The organism is Isosphaeraceae bacterium EP7, from assembly GCA_038400315.1.
Classification (GTDB): Bacteria; Planctomycetota; Planctomycetia; order Isosphaerales; family Isosphaeraceae; genus EP7.
Window position 1 is genome coordinate 2,430,753 of sequence record CP151667.1, and the last position, 19,501, is coordinate 2,450,253.

The 19,501-nt window shown below is 65.6% G+C and carries 20 protein-coding genes; 6 read left to right on the forward strand and 14 right to left on the reverse strand.

All coding sequences use genetic code 11. The features are described from left to right. The first annotated feature begins 333 nt into the window (after window positions 1-333). Window positions 334-1,197: an SMP-30/gluconolactonase/LRE family protein gene (locus EP7_RS09305; RefSeq protein WP_463527583.1), complete on the forward strand. Its 864-nt coding sequence runs from the start codon at window positions 334-336 to the stop codon at window positions 1,195-1,197. Window positions 1,198-1,267: 70 nt separating this feature from the next. After that, a complete protein-coding gene (locus EP7_RS09310; protein WP_463527584.1) occupies window positions 1,268-1,708 on the forward strand; it encodes a RidA family protein in 441 nt (146 codons plus the stop codon). Between the two features lie 279 nt (window positions 1,709-1,987). Here EP7_RS09310 and EP7_RS09315 read toward each other — a convergent pair whose 3' ends face one another. Genes EP7_RS09315 through EP7_RS09325 form a run of 3 tightly spaced genes read right to left on the reverse strand, consistent with a single transcriptional unit; the run spans window position 1,988 to window position 3,392 of the window. Continuing rightward, window positions 1,988-2,482, reverse strand: a complete 495-nt coding sequence (locus EP7_RS09315; RefSeq protein ID WP_463528390.1) for a transposase — start codon at window positions 2,480-2,482, stop codon at window positions 1,988-1,990. After that, a complete protein-coding gene (locus tag EP7_RS09320) occupies window positions 2,410-3,021 on the reverse strand; it encodes an IS630 family transposase (RefSeq protein ID WP_463527585.1) in 612 nt (203 codons plus the stop codon). The genes EP7_RS09315 and EP7_RS09320 overlap by 73 nt, the downstream gene beginning before the upstream one ends. After that, a complete protein-coding gene (locus EP7_RS09325) occupies window positions 3,018-3,392 on the reverse strand; it encodes a transposase (protein ID WP_463527586.1) in 375 nt (124 codons plus the stop codon). Before EP7_RS09325 ends, EP7_RS09320 begins: the two co-directional genes overlap by 4 nt. A 556-nt stretch (window positions 3,393-3,948) precedes the next feature. Here EP7_RS09325 and EP7_RS09330 point away from each other — a divergent pair. Then, window positions 3,949-4,908: an IS110 family RNA-guided transposase gene (locus tag EP7_RS09330; protein WP_463528391.1), complete on the forward strand. Its 960-nt coding sequence runs from the start codon at window positions 3,949-3,951 to the stop codon at window positions 4,906-4,908. Window positions 4,909-4,911: 3 nt separating this feature from the next. Here the strand turns inward: EP7_RS09330 and EP7_RS09335 are convergent, their stop codons facing one another. Together EP7_RS09335 and EP7_RS09340 are read right to left on the reverse strand one after the other, a co-directional pair. Further along, window positions 4,912-5,466: a helix-turn-helix domain-containing protein gene (locus EP7_RS09335; protein WP_463527587.1), complete on the reverse strand. Its 555-nt coding sequence runs from the start codon at window positions 5,464-5,466 to the stop codon at window positions 4,912-4,914. Between the two features lie 305 nt (window positions 5,467-5,771). Beyond that, complete coding sequence (locus EP7_RS09340) at window positions 5,772-6,671, reverse strand: hypothetical protein (protein WP_463527588.1); 900 nt, start codon at window positions 6,669-6,671, stop codon at window positions 5,772-5,774. A 481-nt stretch (window positions 6,672-7,152) separates the two neighbouring features. On the opposite strand from EP7_RS09340, the gene EP7_RS09345 reads away from it, so the two are divergent. Next, window positions 7,153-8,073, forward strand: coding sequence for a sugar phosphate isomerase/epimerase family protein (locus EP7_RS09345; RefSeq protein WP_463527589.1), 921 nt, complete (start codon window positions 7,153-7,155; stop codon window positions 8,071-8,073). Between the two features lie 285 nt (window positions 8,074-8,358). Here the strand turns inward: EP7_RS09345 and EP7_RS09350 are convergent, their stop codons facing one another. The 9 genes from EP7_RS09350 to EP7_RS09390 form a co-directional block, all read right to left on the reverse strand. After that, on the reverse strand, window positions 8,359-9,825 hold the full coding sequence (locus EP7_RS09350) for a DUF1501 domain-containing protein (protein WP_463527590.1): 1,467 nt from the start codon (window positions 9,823-9,825) through the stop codon (window positions 8,359-8,361). Between the two features lie 34 nt (window positions 9,826-9,859). Next, window positions 9,860-11,188, reverse strand: a complete 1,329-nt coding sequence (locus tag EP7_RS09355) for a Gfo/Idh/MocA family protein (RefSeq protein ID WP_463527591.1) — start codon at window positions 11,186-11,188, stop codon at window positions 9,860-9,862. Window positions 11,189-11,351: 163 nt separating this feature from the next. Continuing rightward, on the reverse strand, window positions 11,352-12,305 hold the full coding sequence (locus tag EP7_RS09360) for a Gfo/Idh/MocA family protein (protein ID WP_463527592.1): 954 nt from the start codon (window positions 12,303-12,305) through the stop codon (window positions 11,352-11,354). A gap of 178 nt (window positions 12,306-12,483) precedes the next feature. Continuing rightward, on the reverse strand, window positions 12,484-13,740 hold the full coding sequence (locus EP7_RS09365; protein WP_463527593.1) for a DUF1501 domain-containing protein: 1,257 nt from the start codon (window positions 13,738-13,740) through the stop codon (window positions 12,484-12,486). An 888-nt stretch (window positions 13,741-14,628) separates the two neighbouring features. Then, window positions 14,629-16,419 carry a GDSL-type esterase/lipase family protein gene (locus tag EP7_RS09370; RefSeq protein WP_463527594.1) on the reverse strand — a complete coding sequence of 597 codons (1,791 nt, stop codon included), beginning with the start codon at window positions 16,417-16,419 and terminating at the stop codon, window positions 14,629-14,631. Between the two features lie 27 nt (window positions 16,420-16,446). After that, a complete protein-coding gene (locus EP7_RS09375; protein WP_463527595.1) occupies window positions 16,447-17,469 on the reverse strand; it encodes a D-2-hydroxyacid dehydrogenase in 1,023 nt (340 codons plus the stop codon). Between the two features lie 90 nt (window positions 17,470-17,559). Further along, a complete protein-coding gene (locus EP7_RS09380; protein ID WP_463527596.1) occupies window positions 17,560-17,925 on the reverse strand; it encodes a hypothetical protein in 366 nt (121 codons plus the stop codon). A gap of 48 nt (window positions 17,926-17,973) precedes the next feature. After that, on the reverse strand, window positions 17,974-18,168 hold the full coding sequence (locus EP7_RS09385) for a hypothetical protein (RefSeq protein WP_463527597.1): 195 nt from the start codon (window positions 18,166-18,168) through the stop codon (window positions 17,974-17,976). Window positions 18,169-18,305: 137 nt separating this feature from the next. After that, window positions 18,306-18,518 carry a hypothetical protein gene (locus tag EP7_RS09390; RefSeq protein ID WP_463527598.1) on the reverse strand — a complete coding sequence of 71 codons (213 nt, stop codon included), beginning with the start codon at window positions 18,516-18,518 and terminating at the stop codon, window positions 18,306-18,308. Between the two features lie 75 nt (window positions 18,519-18,593). Between EP7_RS09390 and EP7_RS09395 the strand changes: the two genes are divergently transcribed. Together EP7_RS09395 and EP7_RS09400 are read left to right on the forward strand one after the other, a co-directional pair. Next, the gene (locus EP7_RS09395; RefSeq protein WP_463527600.1) at window positions 18,594-18,887 is read left to right on the forward strand and encodes a transposase; all 294 of its coding nucleotides are present in this window, start codon (window positions 18,594-18,596) and stop codon (window positions 18,885-18,887) included. Then, the gene (locus tag EP7_RS09400; protein WP_463527601.1) at window positions 18,884-19,495 is read left to right on the forward strand and encodes an IS5 family transposase; all 612 of its coding nucleotides are present in this window, start codon (window positions 18,884-18,886) and stop codon (window positions 19,493-19,495) included. Before EP7_RS09395 ends, EP7_RS09400 begins: the two co-directional genes overlap by 4 nt. The last annotated feature ends 6 nt before the right edge of the window (window positions 19,496-19,501 follow it).

Sequence of the window (19,501 nt, forward strand, 5' to 3'; positions counted from 1 at the left end):
CTTGAGTGGATTCCGAAGATTCAACATCACCAGACTACAGGATTGTCCGGGTAATTCCAGAGTTCTCGGCCACGGTACATTCCGGCAATCAGTCAAGCGCAACAACCTTCACCCGGATGATGTGCTCACCTTCCGTCAGCGTCGCTAGTTCACGGGATGACGGCGGGCCGTCAGTGGCGATGGGGCGACGTCGGGTTTACACGCGGGATCGGGCCCTGAAGAATGTGGATCGCCAATGGAACGGCCTCGACACCGTGTCGGCCTTTTCATTTCGCGAGTCGTTCGGCAGAAGGCGAATCGATGTACGCTCGAATTGGCGGGATTCTCGGAGTGATGGCAATGATAGGGGCGGGTGCCGCGGAGGACACGCCCTACGTTGCCCGCCCATTGACCCGTACGGGCGAGTTCACCAAGGGGATCGAGGGGCCGAGTTGCGACCGCGAGGGGAACATTTACGTCGTCAACTTTGGCGTGGAACAGACCATTGCCAAGGTCAGGCCCGACGGACGAGGCGAGGTTTTCGTCTCCCTCCCCGGCAAGAGCGTCGGCAATGGGATCGTCTTCGACTCGCGCGAGCGGATGTTCGTAGCCGATTACGTGGGGCACAATGTCCTGCGGATCGACCCGAAGACTAGGTCCATTGAGGTCTTCGCGCATGCGGAGATGCACCAGCCCAACGACCTGGCCATCGCGCCCGACGACACGTTGTATGCCAGCGACCCAGACTGGCCCGGTGGCGGAGGGCAGGTATGGAAGATCTCGACGTCGGGAAAGGTCGAGCGGGTTGCAGCCGACATGGGCACGACCAATGGCATCGAGATCAGCCCCGATGGCAAGTGGCTTTACGTCAACGAGTCAGTCCAGCGGAATATCTGGAAGTTCCCCATAAGGGTCGACGGGACGCTGGGTCAGAAGCAACTCATCAAGCAATTCCCCGATTACGGCTTCGACGGGATGCGCTGCGACGAGGACGGCAACCTCTACATCACCCGCCATGGCAAGGGGACCGTCGTCATCATGACACCCGGTGGTCAGGTCTTACACGAGGTCGATGTCTTGGGCAAGAGCCCCACCAACCTCTGCTTCGGCGGTCCCGATGGCAAGACGATCTACGTCACCGAGGTCGAGCACACCCGACTCGTCACATTCCGCGTCGAGACGCCCGGGCTGGCCTGGCGACGGCGCCAGGCGAAGTGAATCGAAGCGACCCCACACACTCACGCGACAGCCGATGCTATCGCGACACCATCCGATCGGGAATATGAACATGACGCCGCAGACAAAGGCCAAATCATTGGGGATCACCTTCGCAAAGCAAGAGCCGGGCTATCTGGCTCTTGTCGTTCGCACGGGCGATCTGCTCATCACCTCAGGGCACGTCAGCGACATCAAGGGGAAACTCGGCGCGGGGCTGACGGTCGAGGAGGGGAAAGTGGCAGCCCGCGATTGTGCCGTCAAGATCCTCAATTCAGTCTGGAATGCCCACGGTACGATCGACGGTCTAAAGTTGTTGAAACTCTTGGGCTGCGTGAATTCGACTCAGGAATTCGTCGAGCAGCACTTGGTGATCAACGGGTGCAGCGACCTAATGCACGAAATCTTCGGAAAGGACGGCGACGGGTACCACGCCCGAAGCGCACTCGGCTTTGCGCAGCTCCCGACCGGCGCGGCAGTCGAGGTCGAGGCGATCTTCGAGATCAAGTCTTGAACCGGTCTGTGCGATAGGCGGCCCCCGACGGGACGCCCCGTCGGGTCATGGGGCTGTCGCCCGAGCGTCAGCCCCATGACCCGAGTCTCACCGAGAATCGTGACCAGGGTGTCCATCGAGCAGGGTCGGGTGTCCACAAGCCGTAGACAATTTGCCAGATATGATGCGGATCGAGAGTTTCTTTGCCTCTTCGAAATCGGAGGTGACGGACAACGAGACCTTCGCCAGTAGAGGGTGATATGAGCTGAAGTCGAATCCTGAACGTAGTTTAGGCTATGATCACGCACCTATCTCACCCCAGCGAAGTCTCCGACCACTTAGTGGTTCATCCGGCAAGTGTCCCGACACCCGGCACGGCCGCGATCCCCGGATTTCGGCGCGGTTGATGGCGACGACGATGGCCCCAGCCGAATGGGTGCCGGTGCGCGTTCCAGTACAGCGTCGCTCGATCGACTGGCAGATCTCCTCCCAGGTCTCGAACCGGCATCCTTTCAACGCCAGGCTTCGCAGCGCCTTCCAACATGGCTCGATCAGGTTCAGGTCCGCTGCGTACACGGGCTGGAAGACGAACTCCCAGCGGGGATGGGCCAGGTTGAACAGCAGCACGTTGGTGGCGCGGTGAGCACTCAGGTTGTCGAGGATGGCGTAGACCCGTTCGACGTCCGGTGGGACCCACGCCTCGACCTGGCCGAGAAACTCGACTAGCCCGGTTTTCCTTTGAGCGTGTCGGTTGACGCCTCTACCCCGCTCCGGTATCCGCAGTGGCCGAACCAGCCGCGGAGGTCGCCCGGCTCGACGGCCCTCAGGCCGTCGCCCATCGCACCGATCCGCGCCTCGACCGTCCGCGCCTTGGCCGACCTCAGGTGCGGCTTCAGCTTGGAGAACATCGACTCGATCGGGTTGAGGTCCGGACTGTACGGCGGCAGGTACCGCACCTCGGCCCCGGCCGCCGCGATCAACCGGCCGACCTCGGCCGTCTTGTGGCACGGCAAGTTGTCGATGATCACGACGTCGCCCGGACGGAGCGTCGGGGCCAGGCACCGGCCGATGTCGGCCTCGAAGCAGGCGGCGTTGGTCGCCCCGTCGAAGGCCAGGCAGGCCGCCGCCGGCACGCCGTCGAGGCGAACCGCGGCGGTCAGCGTCGTGACCTTCCAGTGGCCGTGCGGCACCGGGCCGTCGACGCGGACCCCGCTGGGGGCCCGGCCGTGGGTACGGTCCATCGCCGTGCTGGCGCCGCTCTCGTCGAGGAAGACCAGCCGCCCCGGGTCGACCGCGGCGAACTCCTCGCGCCAGGCCTGCCGGTGCGCCTTCAACTCGGGGCGATCCCGCTCGGCCGCCCGCCGCGACTTTTTTGGCGCGTGATGCCCAGTCGCCTCGGCGCCCGGTGCACGGCCGACGGGCAGCAGCCCACGCCGGCGGCCTCGGCCAACGGCGCGAGCGTGGCGTCGTCGTCGGCCCGGACCGCCTCGCGGAGTCGCCCCGCGGCCTCGCCGTCGAAGGCCGGGGCCCGCCCGCCGCCGTGCGGCCGGGGGGCGATCGAGCCGGTGTCGCGCCGCTGCCGCACCAGCTTGCCGATCCAGGTGACGCTGACGGAGAACCGCGCGGCGACCTGCTCGCGGGTGCCGTCGCGCCCATCGCAGGCGGCGAGGACCCGCGCGCGCAGGTCGGTCGAATACGCCTTCATCCCCGTGCCCTCCATCCAGGAAGGGATAGCAAGGGACAACCGGCTCAGTCAAAGAGAAACCGCTCTAGTTGCGGGTCGAGCGGCTGTCGTAGGGGCGGGTGAAGGCTTCGCCGGTGGCGGGGCGGAAAGCGCCGAAGATGTAACCCTTGCCGCGGCGGCCGTAGTCGGCCTCCTGCCGGGCGCGTCCGGCGGGCTGGCGGCTGCCCTCGGGTGTCGTCGCGGGCTTGGTTCGCAGGAGGTTCCGACCCGGGAAGCTTTTGGCGCTCTCGGGCCCATCTCGTCGAGGCTGGCGACCGCCGAATCCGCCGGAGGCTCGCTGTAGAGTCGGTCGATGGCCCCCTTGTATGTTTCCCCTGCCGCTTCCCGAGCGGCCATAGCATGGAGATGGGGGTGGTAGGCCGTCGCCCCTTTGGCCCGCCCGGTGAGGCCGTAAAAAAGCGCGGGGCGCCGGCCCCATCGCCTCCCCGACCTCATCCCGAACAGTCGCCTGGCCCGCGAGGCCGCATCGGCAAGGACGGGACACGCCGGGACAACCCCATCGAGTCGCATCCCATGGATACCAACGCCCCGGTCTACGCCCTACGCCGGCATCGACGTCTCCAAGTCCTATCTCGACACCGCCACCCGGCCCGGATCGAAGCCCGACCGCGACCCCAACGACCCGGCCGGCATCGCCGCGGTGGTCGCCCGCCTCTTGCCCCCGGCCCCGGCCCTGGTCGTCGTCGAGGCCACCGGCGGCCTGGAGCTGCCTCTGGTCGCCGCCCTGCAGGTCGCCGGCATCCCGGTCGCCGCGATCAACCCGCGGCAGGCCCGCGACTTCGCCAAGGCCTCCGGCCGCCTGGCCAAGACCGACCGGATCGACGCCCAGGCCCTGGCCCACTTCGCCGAGGCGATCCGCCCCGAGGCCAGGCCGCTCCCCTCGGCCGAGGTCCGGGCCCTGGACGCCCTGCTGTCGCGCCGCCAGCAGCTGCTGGGCATGAGGCTGATGGAGTCCAACCGCCTGGGCTCCTGCCCCGACCCGACGGTGAGGGCCGGCCTGGAGCGGCACATCGCCTGGCTGGGAGCCGAGGCCGCCGACGCCGACCGCCTGCTGGCCGAGGCGGTCAAGGCGAGCCCGGCGTGGAAGGAACGCGACGAGCTGCTGCGGAGCATCCCCGGGCTGGGCCCGGTCACCAGCCTGACGCTACTGGCCGCCCTGCCGGAGCGGGGGACACTTGACGGCGGCAAGCTGTCGGCCCTGGTCGGGCTGGCGCCGTTCGCCGACGACAGCGGCACGCGCCACGGCAGCCGGCACGTCCGCGGCGGCCGGGCGGTGGTCCGCCGGGTGCTCTACCTGGCGGCCCTGTCGGCGGTGCGATACAACCCCGCGATGAAGGCCTTCAAGGAACGCCTGGGGGCGCGGGGGAAGAAGGCGAAGGTGATCCTGACGGCGGTTGCCCGCAAGCTGCTGGTGATCGCCAATGCGGTGGTCCGGACCGGTCGCCCCTGGGAGCCGGAGATGGCCCTGGCCCGATGAAGGTCAGTTCACGATCTCGCGATCAAAACGGGCCTTCGGGACTTGACGCGGAACACAGTCGCTTTTTTCGGCGAATTCGGGGTCCACCCGCTCGCCGAACCAGGTCTCCTGCTTGCGCCATCGCAGCCCCTCGGCCGCGAGGAGTTCATCGATCCGACTCCGGTTGATCGGGATGCCCTTCCGCTCGTCGAGGTAGACTTCCAAGCGGTCGAGCGTCCAGCAGCCGAAGTGCAGGTCCAGCCCCTGCGGGTCGGAGAGTGCCGCCGCCACGACCTCGGCAATCTGATCGGAGGTGTGGGTCGGTGGCCGCCCCGTGCGGGGCAGATCGCCGAGGCCCTCGAGCCCTCGGTCGTTGAAGCGATGCAGCCAGAGGTAGTTCTGATTGCGACTGAGGCCAACCTGCTCCGCGATTCGGCCGGGGTGTTCTCCGGCGGCCAGACCCTCGATGACCTGAGCCCGCTGGGCCAGGCGGGCCTCGTCGGTGCGGGATCGCGCGAGCCGGTGGATTTCCCCGAGTTCCTCGTCGGTCAAATCACGCAACTGAGCCTTGGCAGTCATGAGGAATCTCCTGCGGAGTTCACCCCATTCTCTGTCGGGACACTTGCCGGATGAACCACTTAGGTCGTGGGCGATTGTGCCATGCGGGGATTGCATCCCCTAATGGGAATATTTCAAGCCCGCTCTCGGGAAGCGAGGAGCGCCGACAGAACAGGCGAATTGAGGTCGGCCGCCTTACTGTCAGCCCGTTCAAATCCTGACCAGCTCAGCCGCGAGATCGGCCGTGTTCGGGTCGATGCGGTGATCCGCAAGGACGAGGCTCTGCGTTACTCGTCAAGATGCGGTTGGTCGGGACGACCGGTCTTTCACCAATTGGCGCGACGCGGCGACGATGCATTCCATAATTGCCAGGCTTTGATGAACACCTGATCGACGCGGATCGAATGGTTTGAACTCGGAGTCGCACCCACCGGAAGGTAGAGTGTTCTTTCTTCTCTTCGGGCCAGCACTTGCTCGACTAGGACTGCTCGGAGCAGCCACACGGCTTCCTCCTCATCCGCCGTCTCGACCCCGACCCAGCCAATATAGCGGCGTGGCGACACCTGCAACCTTGCCGCGCGTAATCCGTGCTCCACCTCACGCACCGCCTCTTCGTACTCGGACGGGGTCGCGGACGCCTCAGTCGGGGTCGCCGGCTCTCGGCCCCCCTCTCCGGCCAGGGATTGCTGGGCGTCGGTCAGGTGGCCATCCCAATAGTGGTAGGCCTTGGCCAGCGCCACAACCACGTTCTTAATCTCCTTCTCGACCCGGAACGCTGGGCCTGCCGGGAGTTGAAGGACGGAATGTCGGCGTCGAGCAGACACGTTCTCGGCGGTGACGGCGAATTGGAGCCAGGCGGCCTCTTCCAGGGACTGGCAGAGCACACCGACCCAGCCCGGGGCATAACCGGTGACCACCGGCATCCCGGTCGTCAACCCAATGGCGCGATCGATCTCCGAGACTACATCCTTGTGGCGCCCCGGCTCGGCCAGTACTTCAACCTCGGACACCGGCTCCAGGAGCTTGCCCCGGTGAGGCGGCCCACCGGCCAGGGCCAGGTCGCAAAACGTTGACCAAATCTGGTCCCAGGCGACCCTCCCGTCCGGGCTGTAGATGAGCCCGGCCGAGCCCATCGAGGTCGGGGACACCGAGCCGTAGCAGTGCAGATACCGCGGTGGCAGCAGGGCATTGACCTTCGAATCGAGCGACGCCAGTTCCGTCGCCACGTTCCGAGATGGCATCGAACTCATAAATCAAATTCCACTCATTGTTTCGATCGAAGGTGATCGCGAGGATCAGCCCCTCGACAGAAATATGCTCACGGAGAAGCATCAGAGGACCTTACGCCGATTGGCCGGGGTCCAAGTCGGCGGTGAGGCCCTTCAGCGACCTTATACCATAGCAAAGAATCCGACTCCTCCGCCTCAGATCAATTCGACAGCCCGCCTTCGGCTTGCGATTGCCAGCCAAACACACCGCCCAGCCGATGGCTGATCCTCATCCTTCCGGTCGGCCGGCGCGCCGGTTAAGATCCCCACTTTCTCGCGACGTAAGAGCGCAGTTCGGCAGTTCGCCCGGCGGCCTGGATCTTGACGGCAACCTACGGGGTGATGACTGCCTCGCCGGCGCCGAGTCCTGGCATGGGCTTCGGTTCTGACAATTCCATGTGTCGGTCGCCACCGCCCGCTGCTCATCGAAGGAATGGCCATGAACGCGCGTACCATGATTGACAATCCGGTCACCCGGCGATCGTTCCTAGGTGGGGCGGCGGCCCTCGCCACATGTTCAATGAGGTTGCAGGGGGCGCGGGGAGCCGACGCGGCCAAGCCCGACTCCGTCTTTAGCGGCGTGCGGATCGGGTGCATCACCTACAGCTATCGCGGCGAGATCAATTCGGCCGAGGATACTCTCAAGGCACTCATCGAGAACGGGCTCAGCGAGGTCGAGATGATGGATGGGCCGATCCGGTCCTATGCCGGGATCCCCGGCGGTGGACGCGGGCAGCAGCCTCCTCCGCCGACCGACGATCAACGCCAGTCCCAGCTGGGCAAGTGCGCCGATATGCGCAAGATGTTCAACGACGCGGGTGTCAACATCCACATCCACAAGACCCCCTTTGGCCAGTCGGACGAGGCGATCGACTTCAACTTCCAGGTGGCCAAGGCCCTGGGCTGCATCGGCATCACCCTGGAACGGTCCGAGGCGATGGCCAGGCGGCTCGCCCCTTTCGCCGACAAGCATAAGGTCTGGGTCGCCTTCCACAACCATACCGACAACTTCCCGGCGATGGACAAGGCCGACCCGATCCTGAAGTTCAGCCCATACATCGGCTTCAACCTCGACATTGGGCACTACTACGCAGGCACCAAGGGTAAGTCACCGTTAACCGTGCTAGAAAAGTATCACGATCGGATCGTCAGCTTACACCTGAAGGACAGGACCGCCGATGGCGGAAACGTCCCCTGGGGCACGGGTGGGACGCCGATTTCGGAAGTCTTGCAGCTTATGAAGAAGGAGAAGTGGACCTTCCCGGCAGATATCGAGGTCGAATACAAGATCCCAGATGGTTCGAGCGCCATCGCCGAGGTGGCGAAATGCGTCCAATACTGCAAGGAGGCGCTGGCCTGAGCAACGCGAAGGCCACCCCAGGCGGGTAGCTGCCTCTCTGCGATCAATGCGCTTGACCTGGCCCGGAAGGCGACCTCGTCCGCCGCTCCGAGCCCCCTTCTTCACGGTAAGGAGTGAAGGTGCAGAGTCGCCAGGAGCCCGGCGGCCGCCTGCCGCTGCCGATCGGGCACGTCCGGTGATATGCCGCCGTGGCGAAGTGAAAGCAGCACGCTGTTCCTCGGGCTACCCTCGCGGATCGGGACGGAGTGTCGGGGACAAAGGCCATGAGGTCACGCTCGCCGCCACTCAGGTCAATCCGGGAATCGGTAATCCTTGATAGATCTGATGTGGGCGGTCGACCTCATCTTGCCAGGCAGCGGTGTCCGGGATCCCCAGCGCCTTGTAGACGGTGGCCGCCAGGTTTTCGGGTGTCTGCGGATTCGCGGCGGGACAGGCGCCGACCTTGTCGGACGAGCCGACGACGGTGCCTCCGCGGACGCCCCCGCCCGCGAACCAGACGCTCTGGACCGCTCCCCAATGGTCGCGACCGGGTCCCGGGTACGAGTCGGGGAGCGTCGAGAGCTTGGGCGTTCGGCCAAACTCGCTCGCCATGAGGATCAGGGTGGAGTCGAGCAGGCCGCGGGACTCCAAGTCGTCGAGGAGTGCGCTTACGGCCCGGTCAGTGGGGGGAAGGAGCTTGTCCTTCATCCGAGGGAAGATGTCGCCGTGTGTGTCCCAGGTCTCGTTGTTCCCGAGGTTGACCTGAACGAGGGAGACCCCGGCCTCAACAAGTCGCAAGGCCATGAGCAGCGACCAGCCGAAGCTGTTGCGCCCGTAGCGCTCCTGGGTCCTGTCGTCGGCCCTTGTCACGTCGAAGGCCTGCCGGACTTCGGGCGAGGAAAGGAGCGAGATGGCCGACTCGCGGTGGCGGTCGAAGCGTGCGGCGGTCGCCGTGGCCTCCAGGGCGCCGCGCTGACGGTCGAGTTCGCGCAACATCTCGGTACGGTGGTTGAGCCGGCGCATGGTCATCCCGGATGAGAGCGTCAAGTTCGGGGCCTGATAGACACGATCGTCCGAGCTCACCGGGGGCTTCTTCGACTGATTAGGGAAAGTGTATTCGGGATAGGCCCCTCGCCAGAATGGATTCCCATAGGGGGACGCTTCGATGAAGAACGGATCACGGCGAGGGCCCATCTGTCCGCCGTACGCGCCTGGAATCGCGCCCCCGGACCAGTGGACCAGTCGTTCGGGCAGCACGATCGCCGGGGGCAGGTTGTGGTTTCGAGGGGCGACGGCGTCGCCGACGATCGAGGCAATCGAGGGCCAGTCGGTCGGGCGGGGCTGGCGGTCGCCGCGAAAGCCGGGATCGGCCTTGCTCTGCCCCGTGAGCATGGGGTAATGCCCGAGGGTGTGGTCATTCGTGGGATGCGTCAGCGATCGGACCACGGCCCAGTGGCGACTGCGTCGGGCCAGGCCGGGGAGGTGCTCACAGATCTCGAGCCCAGGATTCTGGGTGGCGATCGGGCGAAACTCGCCGCGAATCCCTTCGGGGGCGTCGGGCTTGAGGTCGAAGCTCTCGTGCTGGGATAGGCCGCCGGAAAGGAAAATGTAGATGCACGATCGCGCCGTCCCACCTGTCGGGTTCGCCGGGGATGTCGCAGCTCGCAGCGCCTCCAGGTGATTCATCCCTAGACCGAGCAGACCCAATGCGCCCGCCTGGACGGCCGTTCGCCGGGTCACGATCGGGTACGAGCCGTGATGCAATCTGTTCATCTAAACCCCTCCAAGAGTTCGGCACGCACCCGAATCAGGAGACGTCGGGAAGCTCATAGGGCCCACGGTAGGACTTGTCAAGAAGGAGGTTCGCTTCCTCGCAGTCGGCGAAGCGGCCGGTCTCGGGGTCGAAATCGAGCCGGCCGCGCGTGCGATAGGCGATTTCCCCCAGGTGAACCAGGGCGCAGCTCAGGTGCGCGACCTCGGGCGAGGCGCGGGTGGGGGTACGGTTCCGGACGGCGTCGAGGAAATTCGCCATGTGTTCGGCATATCCGGTCTGGCCGTGGATCGCCTCCCCCTCGGTCGGGCCGGGTTTGGACTCGGGGCCGAGGAACACGCGGAAGGCACCGCGGCGAGAGAACTCCATATACCCCTTGGTGCCGTAGAATACGTTGCCGTCGTCGAACCCGTGGAGGCCGTAAGGGGCAAAAGGGTAGTTCTCGTAGATCAGCAGCCGGCCATCGGGATACTCGTAGGTAACGTTCAGATTGTCCGGGTAGTCGCCGTCGTGCCCGTGGAGGACCATCCGCCCGCCCCGCGCGGTTATCTGCTTCGGGAGAGTCTCGACCCCCAGTCCCCATACAGCCATGTCGATGTCGTGAATCCCGTCGTCACCGATCTCCCCGTTGCCGTAGTCGCGGAAGATCCGCCAGGTGCCATGGAAGCGGTGGGGGTTGAACGCCTGTTTCGGCGCAGGGCCAAGCCAACGATCGTAGTCGACACCGACCGGAGGGATCCCGTCGGACACCGGCTTCAGGACCGACCGTGGCTCGGCCGTCCAGGCTCGTGCAATCTTGACCTCACCGATGATCCCGTCCTTCAACAGCCGCCCGGCTTTCTCCGTGACGGGGCTGCTCCTCATCTGGCTCCCCTGCTGCACGACGCGGCCGTACTTTGTCGCGGCCGCGATGATCTTCGGCCCCTCGTCGTAGACGTGAGAGATCGGTTTCTCGATGTAGAGGTCCTTGCCTTGCTTCATCGCCAGGAGCGCGATTGGCGCGTGCCAGTGGTGCGGCGTGGCGATGACGCAGGCGTCGACGTCCTTGTCGTCGAGGACGTCCTCGAACCGGGACGTCCGCTTGGGCGGGGCCGACTGGAATCCGTCGATGAGCCTCGCCGCCTTGTCGATCTGGGCGGGGTCAACGTCGCAGAGCCAGGCGATGGCGACCGCCTCGCGACGGCCCACTAGCCCCTTGATGTGATGTCCCATGATCCCGCCGCATCCGATGAGACCCAGGCGGATCGTTGCCGGCTTGTCGGCGGCGAGCCCGTGGACTGCCCCCATCGTCGAAGCGGCCGAGAGCATGGCCGCGGTCTTCGCAGTCCGCTGGATGAACACGCGACGCGTGGGATCGGGATTCATCCGTCTCTCCGTGGTGGCAAGGCGTCCTTTGGCAAAGTCCGCACCCACGTGAGGACTATCCACGCGTATCACCTTGCGATTCAAGACGCCTGCGCAACGATTGCTAAACAAGCGAGGTGTTCACGACGATAGCGGCCGTTGGGGTGTCTGGCAACGGTCTCGCTCAGAGGTCGGTGGGCATACGGCTGGCCTGGAGCACCGATGTTTGCACGGCGAGGTCGTGCTGCGGGGTGAAGTCGGTGGCCTTCTCGCCTCGGATCACGCGGGCCATGTCGGCGGCGTCGTCGACGTAGCGGGTGTACTTCGGGAACGACACGTCTTGGTAGCCCTTCCTGTAGGCGCCGTGAGCGGCCGAGAAGGCGACTCGGGCCGAGGGGTTGTCGAGCGGCTGGATGTGGAAGGTCCCCTCGGTGCCGCAGACCACCAGGTGCCGTCGCTCGGACCCATCGACTTCCAGGGCGCTGGATTTCACCGTGGCAGTCGCGCCGGGGTACTCGAACACGGCGAGCATATTGTCCGCGAGCGAATCCTCGAGATTCGAGGAATGCCGGGAGTATGGTGTGACCTTCGTCGGAGCCCCCAGCACACCTACGACCAGATCGATCACATGACATCCAAGTTCGAACATGATCCCGCCACGATATTTCGCCAGGGCTCGTCGCTCCGGTGGAGCGACCACTTTGCTCATGACCGAGTGCACCTCGAACACGTCGCCCAGCCACCCTTGTTTGAGGAGATCGCGGAGGAGAACCACGGCAGGGTTGTAGCGGTACATGTACCCCATCTGGACCCAGAGTTTCTTCCTCGAGGCGGCCTCCAGGATGCGACTGTACTGGGGAAGCGACTCGCCTGCCGGCTTGTCGAGGTGGACGTGAAACCCCGCCGCTACGCCGGCCTCGGCCGCGTCGAGCAGGTCACGCACCCAGGTCTCGACGAGCACGGCCTGGAGGCCCTGGACGTTGAAGAGTTGCTCGCGGGTCATCCAGGGGAGCCCCCGGTAGGGCTCCTTCGACGTCGCCTCCCGACGCAGTCGGTCGTCCGGCTCGACCAGTCCGACGACCTCGTAATCGACGGACCGACGGTAGACGGACAGCTTACTCGCGTGCGCATGGCCCACGCCGATCTGGTCGATCTTGATTCGTGGCGGCCTCGGGCGTTCGTCGTCTTGATCGCCCCGCGCAAGGCGTCCGAGCGGGTACGCGGCGAGGAGCCCCCCGGCACGTTGGATTAAGGCGCGTCGGCTCTCTCTGGGCATCGTTTCCCCCGCCGGACGCGCCGGGTTCGTTAGTCGGAATTCAAGAGGCGATCACTGCATGCACGGGCGTGCCGCCGTGGGCGATCGTCACCGGCCGGCCGGTACGGTCCAGGACCGTCATGGCCGGGTCGATCCCCATGAGTTGATAAAACGTCGCCACCAGGTCGGGGGGCGAGACCGGATGGCTGGACGGATAGGCCCCGATCCGATCGCTGGACCCGTGGACCAAACCCTGGTTGACGCCGCCCCCGAAGAGGAGTGAGAAACCGCACTGCGGCCAGTGGTCTCGGCCGGCCTTGCCGTTCACCCGGGGGGACCGACCCATCTCGCCCATCACGACGACGAGGGTCGACTCCAGCAGCCCTCGGACGTCGAGATCCTCGAGGAGCGCGGGGACGACCTCGTCGAGCAACGGAAGGTTGGAATCCTTCAACATGGCGAAATTGTTCTCGTGCATGTCGTAGGAGTGTCCGTAGTGATCGAAGATCTCCTGATGGACGCTGACGAACGGCACCCCGGCCTCCACGAGGCGGCGGGCCGTGAGGAGGCATGAGCCCGTCAGGCTCTTCCCATACGCCTCGCGGACCTTGGTCGGCTCGCCGGTGAGGTCGAATGCCGCGCGCGTCCGGCCCGAAGTCATCATGGCGAACGCGCGGCTCATGGTGTCGCCCATCGTCGCCACGTCGCGCGAGCGGTCTGCCCGAGTCGCGAGCGCATCGAGCTGGTCGAGCAGCGAGCGGCGCTGGCTGAGGCGGAGGCCCGGCAATTCGTCGAGCGACTCCGCCCCGGGGAGAAAGGGCTCACCGACAGGAAGGACGGGGTCGTAATAGTTGACCTTCGGCTCACGCGCGAAACTCGGTTTGCACTTCGTGAAGAGAGGGTCGTATCGTCTCCCAAGAAACCCGCCGTAAGGCCCCCTGCGACGCCAACCTTTCTCCCCAGATCCCGGGAAGCACGGCATGCAGACCGCGCCCGGGAGGTCGTCCGGTCCAAGCCCGAGATACTGGCAGATGGCGCCGATGTCGGGCGGATCGGTGGGCGACGCCTGCTCCAGCGGCCGGTTGTCGGTATAACCCGTCATGAACGGCAGCGGGTCGTGCGAGTTAAACGTATGGCTAAATGAACGAATCAAGGTGGCCCGGTGCATCCACCGTGCCATTCTCGGAAGGTGCTCGCAGATCTGGAGACCGGGCAAGGACGTAGCAATCGGTTGGAACTCGCCCCGGATGCCGTCGGGGGCATCAGGCTTGAGGTCGAACATGTCGATGTGAGATGGCCCACCGAGCAAGTTAAACATGATCACGGATCGGGTCGGCCCACGCACACCGCCGGCGGTCCTTCCTGAGGCCTCCACCCAGCGGGGGAGCGTCAACCCCCCGAGCAGCGAGAGTGCTCCAACCCTCATTAACTCCCGACGCGGAACCCCGTCGCACAGCACCCCCGGCCGCCCCGTCACTCGAAGCATCGGACGACTCCTGCAAATTTTGTGACGCGGCTCGGGCCAGGGAGACTGGAGCGGGCTGCGGACGTGCCTATTCACCTGGCGAGGAAGTCGACGGGCCCCGACGCCCTACACTCCGGTTGTCAAACTATCTTCCAACAACTTCCCAGCACTTAGCCTATCGGCCGTGGGGAGCGGCGGCAACATGAAGCCGCCGCTTTCTACCCCGGGGGTTATTCCGTCTGAGCGGTGGTTTCGAATCTCTTCCGCGGCCGTGCCTGTGATCGGGTGCCGACACCAGGTTGAAACTCCTCGGAAATCCCAGGCGGCTGTGTCACGGGCTGACGCGCCGCGCCCTTTTCCACATCGGCGGTCTTGGGGCGTTCGGGTTCGGGCAGACCGCTGACCTGAACTTATTGCCGGTCTATTCCGGCGGCTTGGAGCGGGGAAACGTCGTCGGGGCGACGGACGTGCTATGCGGCGATGTCATTGAGACGGCCGTCTCCCCGAAAGACGTCCTCGCAACCGCGTTCCACCTGCCGGCATCGACCCGGACACCACGGCCGCCGACCGTGAAGGGCGTCCCCGAAGGATCGCGGGAACCGGGGTGCTTCCCCCCGAATTGCTAGGGTCGCTCGGGAGTCTGCCCGGAGACGCCTCGCATTGATCGGTTTACTCGACGAGTGGGGGCGGCCAAGGTCGCGTTAACCGTGCTCGGGTCGCCAGCTCCCGGTGCGACGCGGGTCATCGAGGGGCCCCGGGAGTGACGGACTCCGGCCGCAGCCATCGTGCGAACCACGCGAGCATCTCGGACCGCATCTCAGGCGTGTAGGCGTGGCCAACCTCCGGGTAGAGGACACTCCGAAAGCGGTCGTTTGCTCCCAGTGCCTGGTACGTGCCCCCCACGGCACGCTCGAGGGCACGGACCCCGTCGGCGGGCGAGCCAGCGTCCAACTCCCCGGTCAGCGCCAGGAACGGCCTGGGCGCGATTAGCGCGAGCACGCCCTCTGTGTCGAAGTGTTTCAGTAGACCATTGACGAAGTAGTAGACGCCGTGAGCGCGGAGCTCGCCGTGCGCGATCAGGTTCTGATAGCGAGTCAGGCAAGCCACGGCCGCGACGGTCTTGACCCGGTCGTCGACCGCCGCGAGCCACCAGGCCCGGGTGCTGCCCATGCTCATGCCGGTGGCGCCGATGCGGTTCGCGTCCACCTCAGGGCGGCTGCAGAGGTAGTCGAGCGCCACTTGATCGTCTCGCACGAACATGCCCCACAGGGTGCGGCCGAGCCATAGGTTGACCTTGAACAGATCCTCCTGCTCGGTTCGCCCCGACTCCGCAGTGCCCGATGGCCCGGAGCCGGCCCGGTCGCCGTGCCAGTACGAGTCGGGTGAGAGCACGGCGTAACCCGCGCGTACGAGGACCTCCCCGAGCGGCTCCGCGCCGCCGTTGGTCCCGGGGATGATCACCTGCGTCTTGTCGGGCGTCGAGGAGTGGAGCCATAAGACGGCCGGCACCGGCCCCTTCCGAACGGACGGGACCAGCATCAACGCGGACACTTCGCCGTCCACGCCGTTGGAGATCGCGACCTTATCGAGCGTGTAACCCGGCCGCAGCTCCCGTGAGATGGTCCTCACCACGGGCGGCGAGGGCCGCGGAGGCAACTCGCCGAGCGAATCGAGCACGGCTCGGAGGACCGCCGGCCTCTGCTCGTCCCAGGTGACGGAGTTCCCGGGAATTCGGAACTCACCGAACTTGAGACGCCGGTAGGCTTCGGGGACAATCGCGTCGCGCCGGGCGGTGGCTTTGCCGTACTCCTCGGCGGCCTGGGGGCCAGAAGCCGGCCGAGGCAAGGGCCGGTAGCGGCGGACCGTCAACTGACGGAGCACGCAGTCTGCGACTGCCTCGGCCAGCCGGTCCGAACCGGCGGCCGTGTAGTGGGTCCCATCGGGCCCAAGGAGCGTCTCCGTTCCTCCTTGCTCGATCACCCAATGCAGGTCGTGTACGGGCACGCCGAACTCGCCCATGACCGCGATGGCAGAGGCGTTGTACTGCCGCACATCAGCCTCGGTCCGGTCGAAGTCCGCACCTCGGTTCGCGTGCCGGACATCCAGGATCGGGGTCGTGTCGGCGAATACCAATGCGGCGTCGGTCTCCTCGCGGACGCGGGCGACAATTCGGCGGAGGTTCTCCGCGTACCGATCCAACTCGACCTGATGACGTCCGTCCTTCTTGGCCCGTTTGAGGTCATGCAGGCCGCAGTTCAGGTGCACGACATCGGGCTTTTGTTTGAGAACCCAATCGTCGAGATGCTCGAGCACGTTCGCGCTGTCGCCGCCGTTCTCCGGCGGGCTTACGACGACCGCCTTGCCCGAAAGCCGCTCAGCAACCTTGGGCGCGTAGCCCAACCGGATCGAGTCGCCGATGAGCACCACTTTCGGGAGCTCGGGCCCTGGGGGTACGACAGCCTGGCCCTGGCAATCGGGAGTCGCCGCCAATAGGCCGACGACCGAGAAAAGAAACGCCTTGCTGGATCGCATCGCACGCCCTCCGGGGTTGTTTCGGCTTCAGTACCCGGCCTTCTTGTCCACCACGTTCAGCAGCATCTCTCCCGCGGCGAACCTCCGCAGGTTCTCGCGGAAGAGCTCGTGCGAGCGCCGCTGCCCGCCGGGCGACTGGCCGGCCGTATGCGGGGTGATGATCACGTTTCGCGTCCAGAGCGGGTGCCCTGCCGGAAGCGGCTCCGGCTCGGTCACGTCCAGACCCGCCGCGGCGACCTGGCCCCGGTCCAGCGCACCGACCAGGGCTGCGGTGTCGACCACCGCGCCACGTGACACGTTGATCAAGATCGTCCCGCGCTTCATCATCCCGAACTCCTTCGCGCCGATCATCCCCCTCGATAGCGGCGTGAGCGGTACGGCGCTGGCGACGACGTCGGCCCTCGGGAGGAGGCGGTGGAAGGCGTCAGGCCGGTGCAGCTCTTCGACGAAGAGCGGCTTCTCGATCACCTTCGGATCGGTGGCCAGCACCCGCATGCCGAAGCCGAAGGCCCTGCGAGCGATCTCGCTGCCGATACCGCCCAGCGCGATGACCAACAGCGTCTTCCCCTGGAGTTCCTCGAAGACGATCTCCGGAGGGAGTTTCCAGGCATCTTCGGGAGGCTTCCGGATGAAGTGCGTCAGGCCGCGTGTGAACGCGAGCAGGTAGGCGATGGCCTGGTCGGCGATCTCCGGCGCGAAGGTGCGCTGCATGTTCGTGAGGACGATGTCGCGCTCGACCAGTTCGGGGATGGTGACCACCCCTTCGACCCCCGCACTGCCCTGCTGGACCCACCGAAGTTTCGTCCCCGCGCGGATGTGTGCCGCGTCGATGAAGCCGAACGCGGCGTCGACGTCGCGGATCTGATCCAGCGAGTCCTTCGCGACGACTAGCTCGACCTCCGGCACGACCGCCTTCAGGTCATCGATCCGCTCCGGTGCCCATTGCGGGATCAGCACTTTCTTGCGGTCTCGGAGCGGGACACCCGCCGCAACGGAAGTCGCCAGGGTCGCCGCCGCTGACGTCCCAGCGAGAAAGACGCGACGATTCATCTTTTGTCTCCGTATAGACCAATTGTGACCGATATCATTTCGTCTTGTCATCTCAAACGTTGCGTTCGAGCGACACGCGGTGTGACCCGACTACCTCGCGGACCTGCCCAGCCGACTTGTACGGAAAGTACAGCGCCCGCACAACCAGCGTGTCTCGGCGGTCGACCTCGTAGTTCGGAATGAACTCTGGAAATCCCAGGCTGGGTTTCCTCGGCCGATGCCCGAAAGCGACTGAGCCAGACGGACCCGGTTGCCGCACCGGAAGACTTGAGCGTAGGCCATGCCGTGGCTGACCCCGCAATCCCAGAGCTCGTCCTGGCGGAGGCCCGAGCCGTTGAAGACCAGAACAAGAGGGAAGCCCTCGTCGAGCGGGAAATCGCGCCGGCCGTTTGGCGCGAGGTGCGTCGCCCGAACCCAGTGCGAGGGGAAGACCTCCTTGATCCATCGCGACGACATGTCGATTCCTTCGAGATGGCCCCGGAATTGGATGGCGCCCCACTCGGGTCAGTCGATGTAGCCAGCCCAGAACAGGCCGAAATCGCCGTTCCGGAAGCTCCGCCGATGCGGGACGCACTCCAAGGACATCTCGATGGCCCCGTTGGGGAGCGACTTGTAACGGTAGCAACTTTCGAGGCCGCAATGCGGCGTGGGCCGTTGATACAAGTCGGCCGTGTGGGCGCCACCCCGGCGCAACTCCATGGCGCGTTCCGGTGGTCGAAGAGGGTTTCCCGAGGCTGTCGCGTTCCTTCGTCGATGTGCTCGAAGTTCAGCCCGGCAAAGGCCGGGACGAAGAGGTTCTCAAGACGTTGGTCGTGCCAGAGGGTGGCCAGACCACTTTAGCCGGCTCGATGCCATGGAAGACCGCCGTCTTCAATGACCCGGTGGTCGACCACAACCGCCTCAATCTCGCCTTGGCGGAGCACCAAGTACGGCGATTCGGGGATCGCGTCGCGGGTCGCGGGGTTGGAGAGCGTGGTCCGTCCAGGCTCGCCTGGAGAGGCCTTGGCTGCCAGGGCGTGGACCGGGATCATCGCGACGACCGTCCGCATCGGTCCCATCACCTACGAGGGCGATCAATGAGCTAGGCTCTGTTGACGCTGCTACATATGATGTATAAATAGTTTATGTATCGCCTTCTCGCATCCACCTCCTCCCATACCACGGGCACCAAGCGTTACCTCATCAGCGACGAGTTGTGGCACGCCATGGAACCGCTGGTCGCCCGGGCCAAGCGGCATCGCGGGGGCCAGTCTCCGGTGATCCCCGATCGCCTCTTCTTCAAGGCCTTGCTCTACTGGGGACGCACCGGCATCCCCTGGCGTGACCTGCCCGCGGAGTTCGGCGCCTGGGACGCCGTCTCAATCGCTTCCGGCGATGGGTCGCCTCGGGCGCCATGCGGCGGCTCTTCGAGTCGATGACCGACGCCCCCCACTTCGAGGGCGTTCGCCGCGTGTTCATCGACGCGACGATCGTCCGCACCCATCGCCATGGCGCCGGGGCCCCTCGGAAAAAAACGCCTGGGCTCCGAGGAGTCGGCGCATCGCCAGGGCCTCGGCCGCAGCCGGGGAGCCTGAGCAGCCAGATCGTCGCGATCGCCGGCGACGAGAGCACGGCCCTGGCCGTCGTGGTCGTCCCGGGTCAGTCGCACGACGCCCCGCACCTGAAACCCTTACTGAATCAGGCCGTGGCCCGGCTGAAACCCGCCGAGGAGTCCGAGGCGCAGGCCAGGCCCATCGACCAACAGGTGGGGGACAAGGCCTTCGGAGGGAAGCCGCAGCGGGAGGCCTGCGCTGCGTTGGGTGTGGAGGTCGTGGTGCCGCCCAAATCCAACGCGGTCAATCCCTCGCCGCTGGACAGGGCGGCCTACCGCGAGCGGAATCGGATCGAGCGGCTGTTCGCCAAGCTGAAAGAGTTCCGCCGGGTGGCGACCCGGTATGAGAAGCTCAAAGAGACCTTCCTCGGGCTGATCCATCTGGTGCTCGGATTCATCCGCTTAAGATCCATCAACAACGTCAACAGGGCCTAATACTAC

What these genes read in the sequence shown, in the direction of transcription:
- EP7_RS09305 (WP_463527583.1), top strand. Translation starts at nt 334, where the DNA reads ATGGCAATGATAGGGGCGGGTGCCGCGGAGGACACGCCCTACGTTGCC.
- EP7_RS09310 (WP_463527584.1), top strand. Translation starts at nt 1,268, where the DNA reads ATGACGCCGCAGACAAAGGCCAAATCATTGGGGATCACCTTCGCAAAG.
- EP7_RS09325 (WP_463527586.1), bottom strand. Translation starts at nt 3,392, where the DNA reads ATGAAGGCGTATTCGACCGACCTGCGCGCGCGGGTCCTCGCCGCCTGC.
- EP7_RS09335 (WP_463527587.1), bottom strand. Translation starts at nt 5,466, where the DNA reads ATGACTGCCAAGGCTCAGTTGCGTGATTTGACCGACGAGGAACTCGGG.
- EP7_RS09345 (WP_463527589.1), top strand. Translation starts at nt 7,153, where the DNA reads ATGAACGCGCGTACCATGATTGACAATCCGGTCACCCGGCGATCGTTC.
- EP7_RS09350 (WP_463527590.1), bottom strand. Translation starts at nt 9,825, where the DNA reads ATGAACAGATTGCATCACGGCTCGTACCCGATCGTGACCCGGCGAACG.
- EP7_RS09355 (WP_463527591.1), bottom strand. Translation starts at nt 11,188, where the DNA reads ATGAATCCCGATCCCACGCGTCGCGTGTTCATCCAGCGGACTGCGAAG.
- EP7_RS09365 (WP_463527593.1), bottom strand. Translation starts at nt 13,740, where the DNA reads ATGTTTAACTTGCTCGGTGGGCCATCTCACATCGACATGTTCGACCTC.
- EP7_RS09370 (WP_463527594.1), bottom strand. Translation starts at nt 16,419, where the DNA reads ATGCGATCCAGCAAGGCGTTTCTTTTCTCGGTCGTCGGCCTATTGGCG.
- EP7_RS09375 (WP_463527595.1), bottom strand. Translation starts at nt 17,469, where the DNA reads ATGAATCGTCGCGTCTTTCTCGCTGGGACGTCAGCGGCGGCGACCCTG.
- EP7_RS09380 (WP_463527596.1), bottom strand. Translation starts at nt 17,925, where the DNA reads ATGTCGTCGCGATGGATCAAGGAGGTCTTCCCCTCGCACTGGGTTCGG.
- EP7_RS09385 (WP_463527597.1), bottom strand. Translation starts at nt 18,168, where the DNA reads ATGGAGTTGCGCCGGGGTGGCGCCCACACGGCCGACTTGTATCAACGG.
- EP7_RS09390 (WP_463527598.1), bottom strand. Translation starts at nt 18,518, where the DNA reads ATGCGGACGGTCGTCGCGATGATCCCGGTCCACGCCCTGGCAGCCAAG.
- EP7_RS09395 (WP_463527600.1), top strand. Translation starts at nt 18,594, where the DNA reads ATGTATCGCCTTCTCGCATCCACCTCCTCCCATACCACGGGCACCAAG.
- EP7_RS09400 (WP_463527601.1), top strand. Translation starts at nt 18,884, where the DNA reads ATGACCGACGCCCCCCACTTCGAGGGCGTTCGCCGCGTGTTCATCGAC.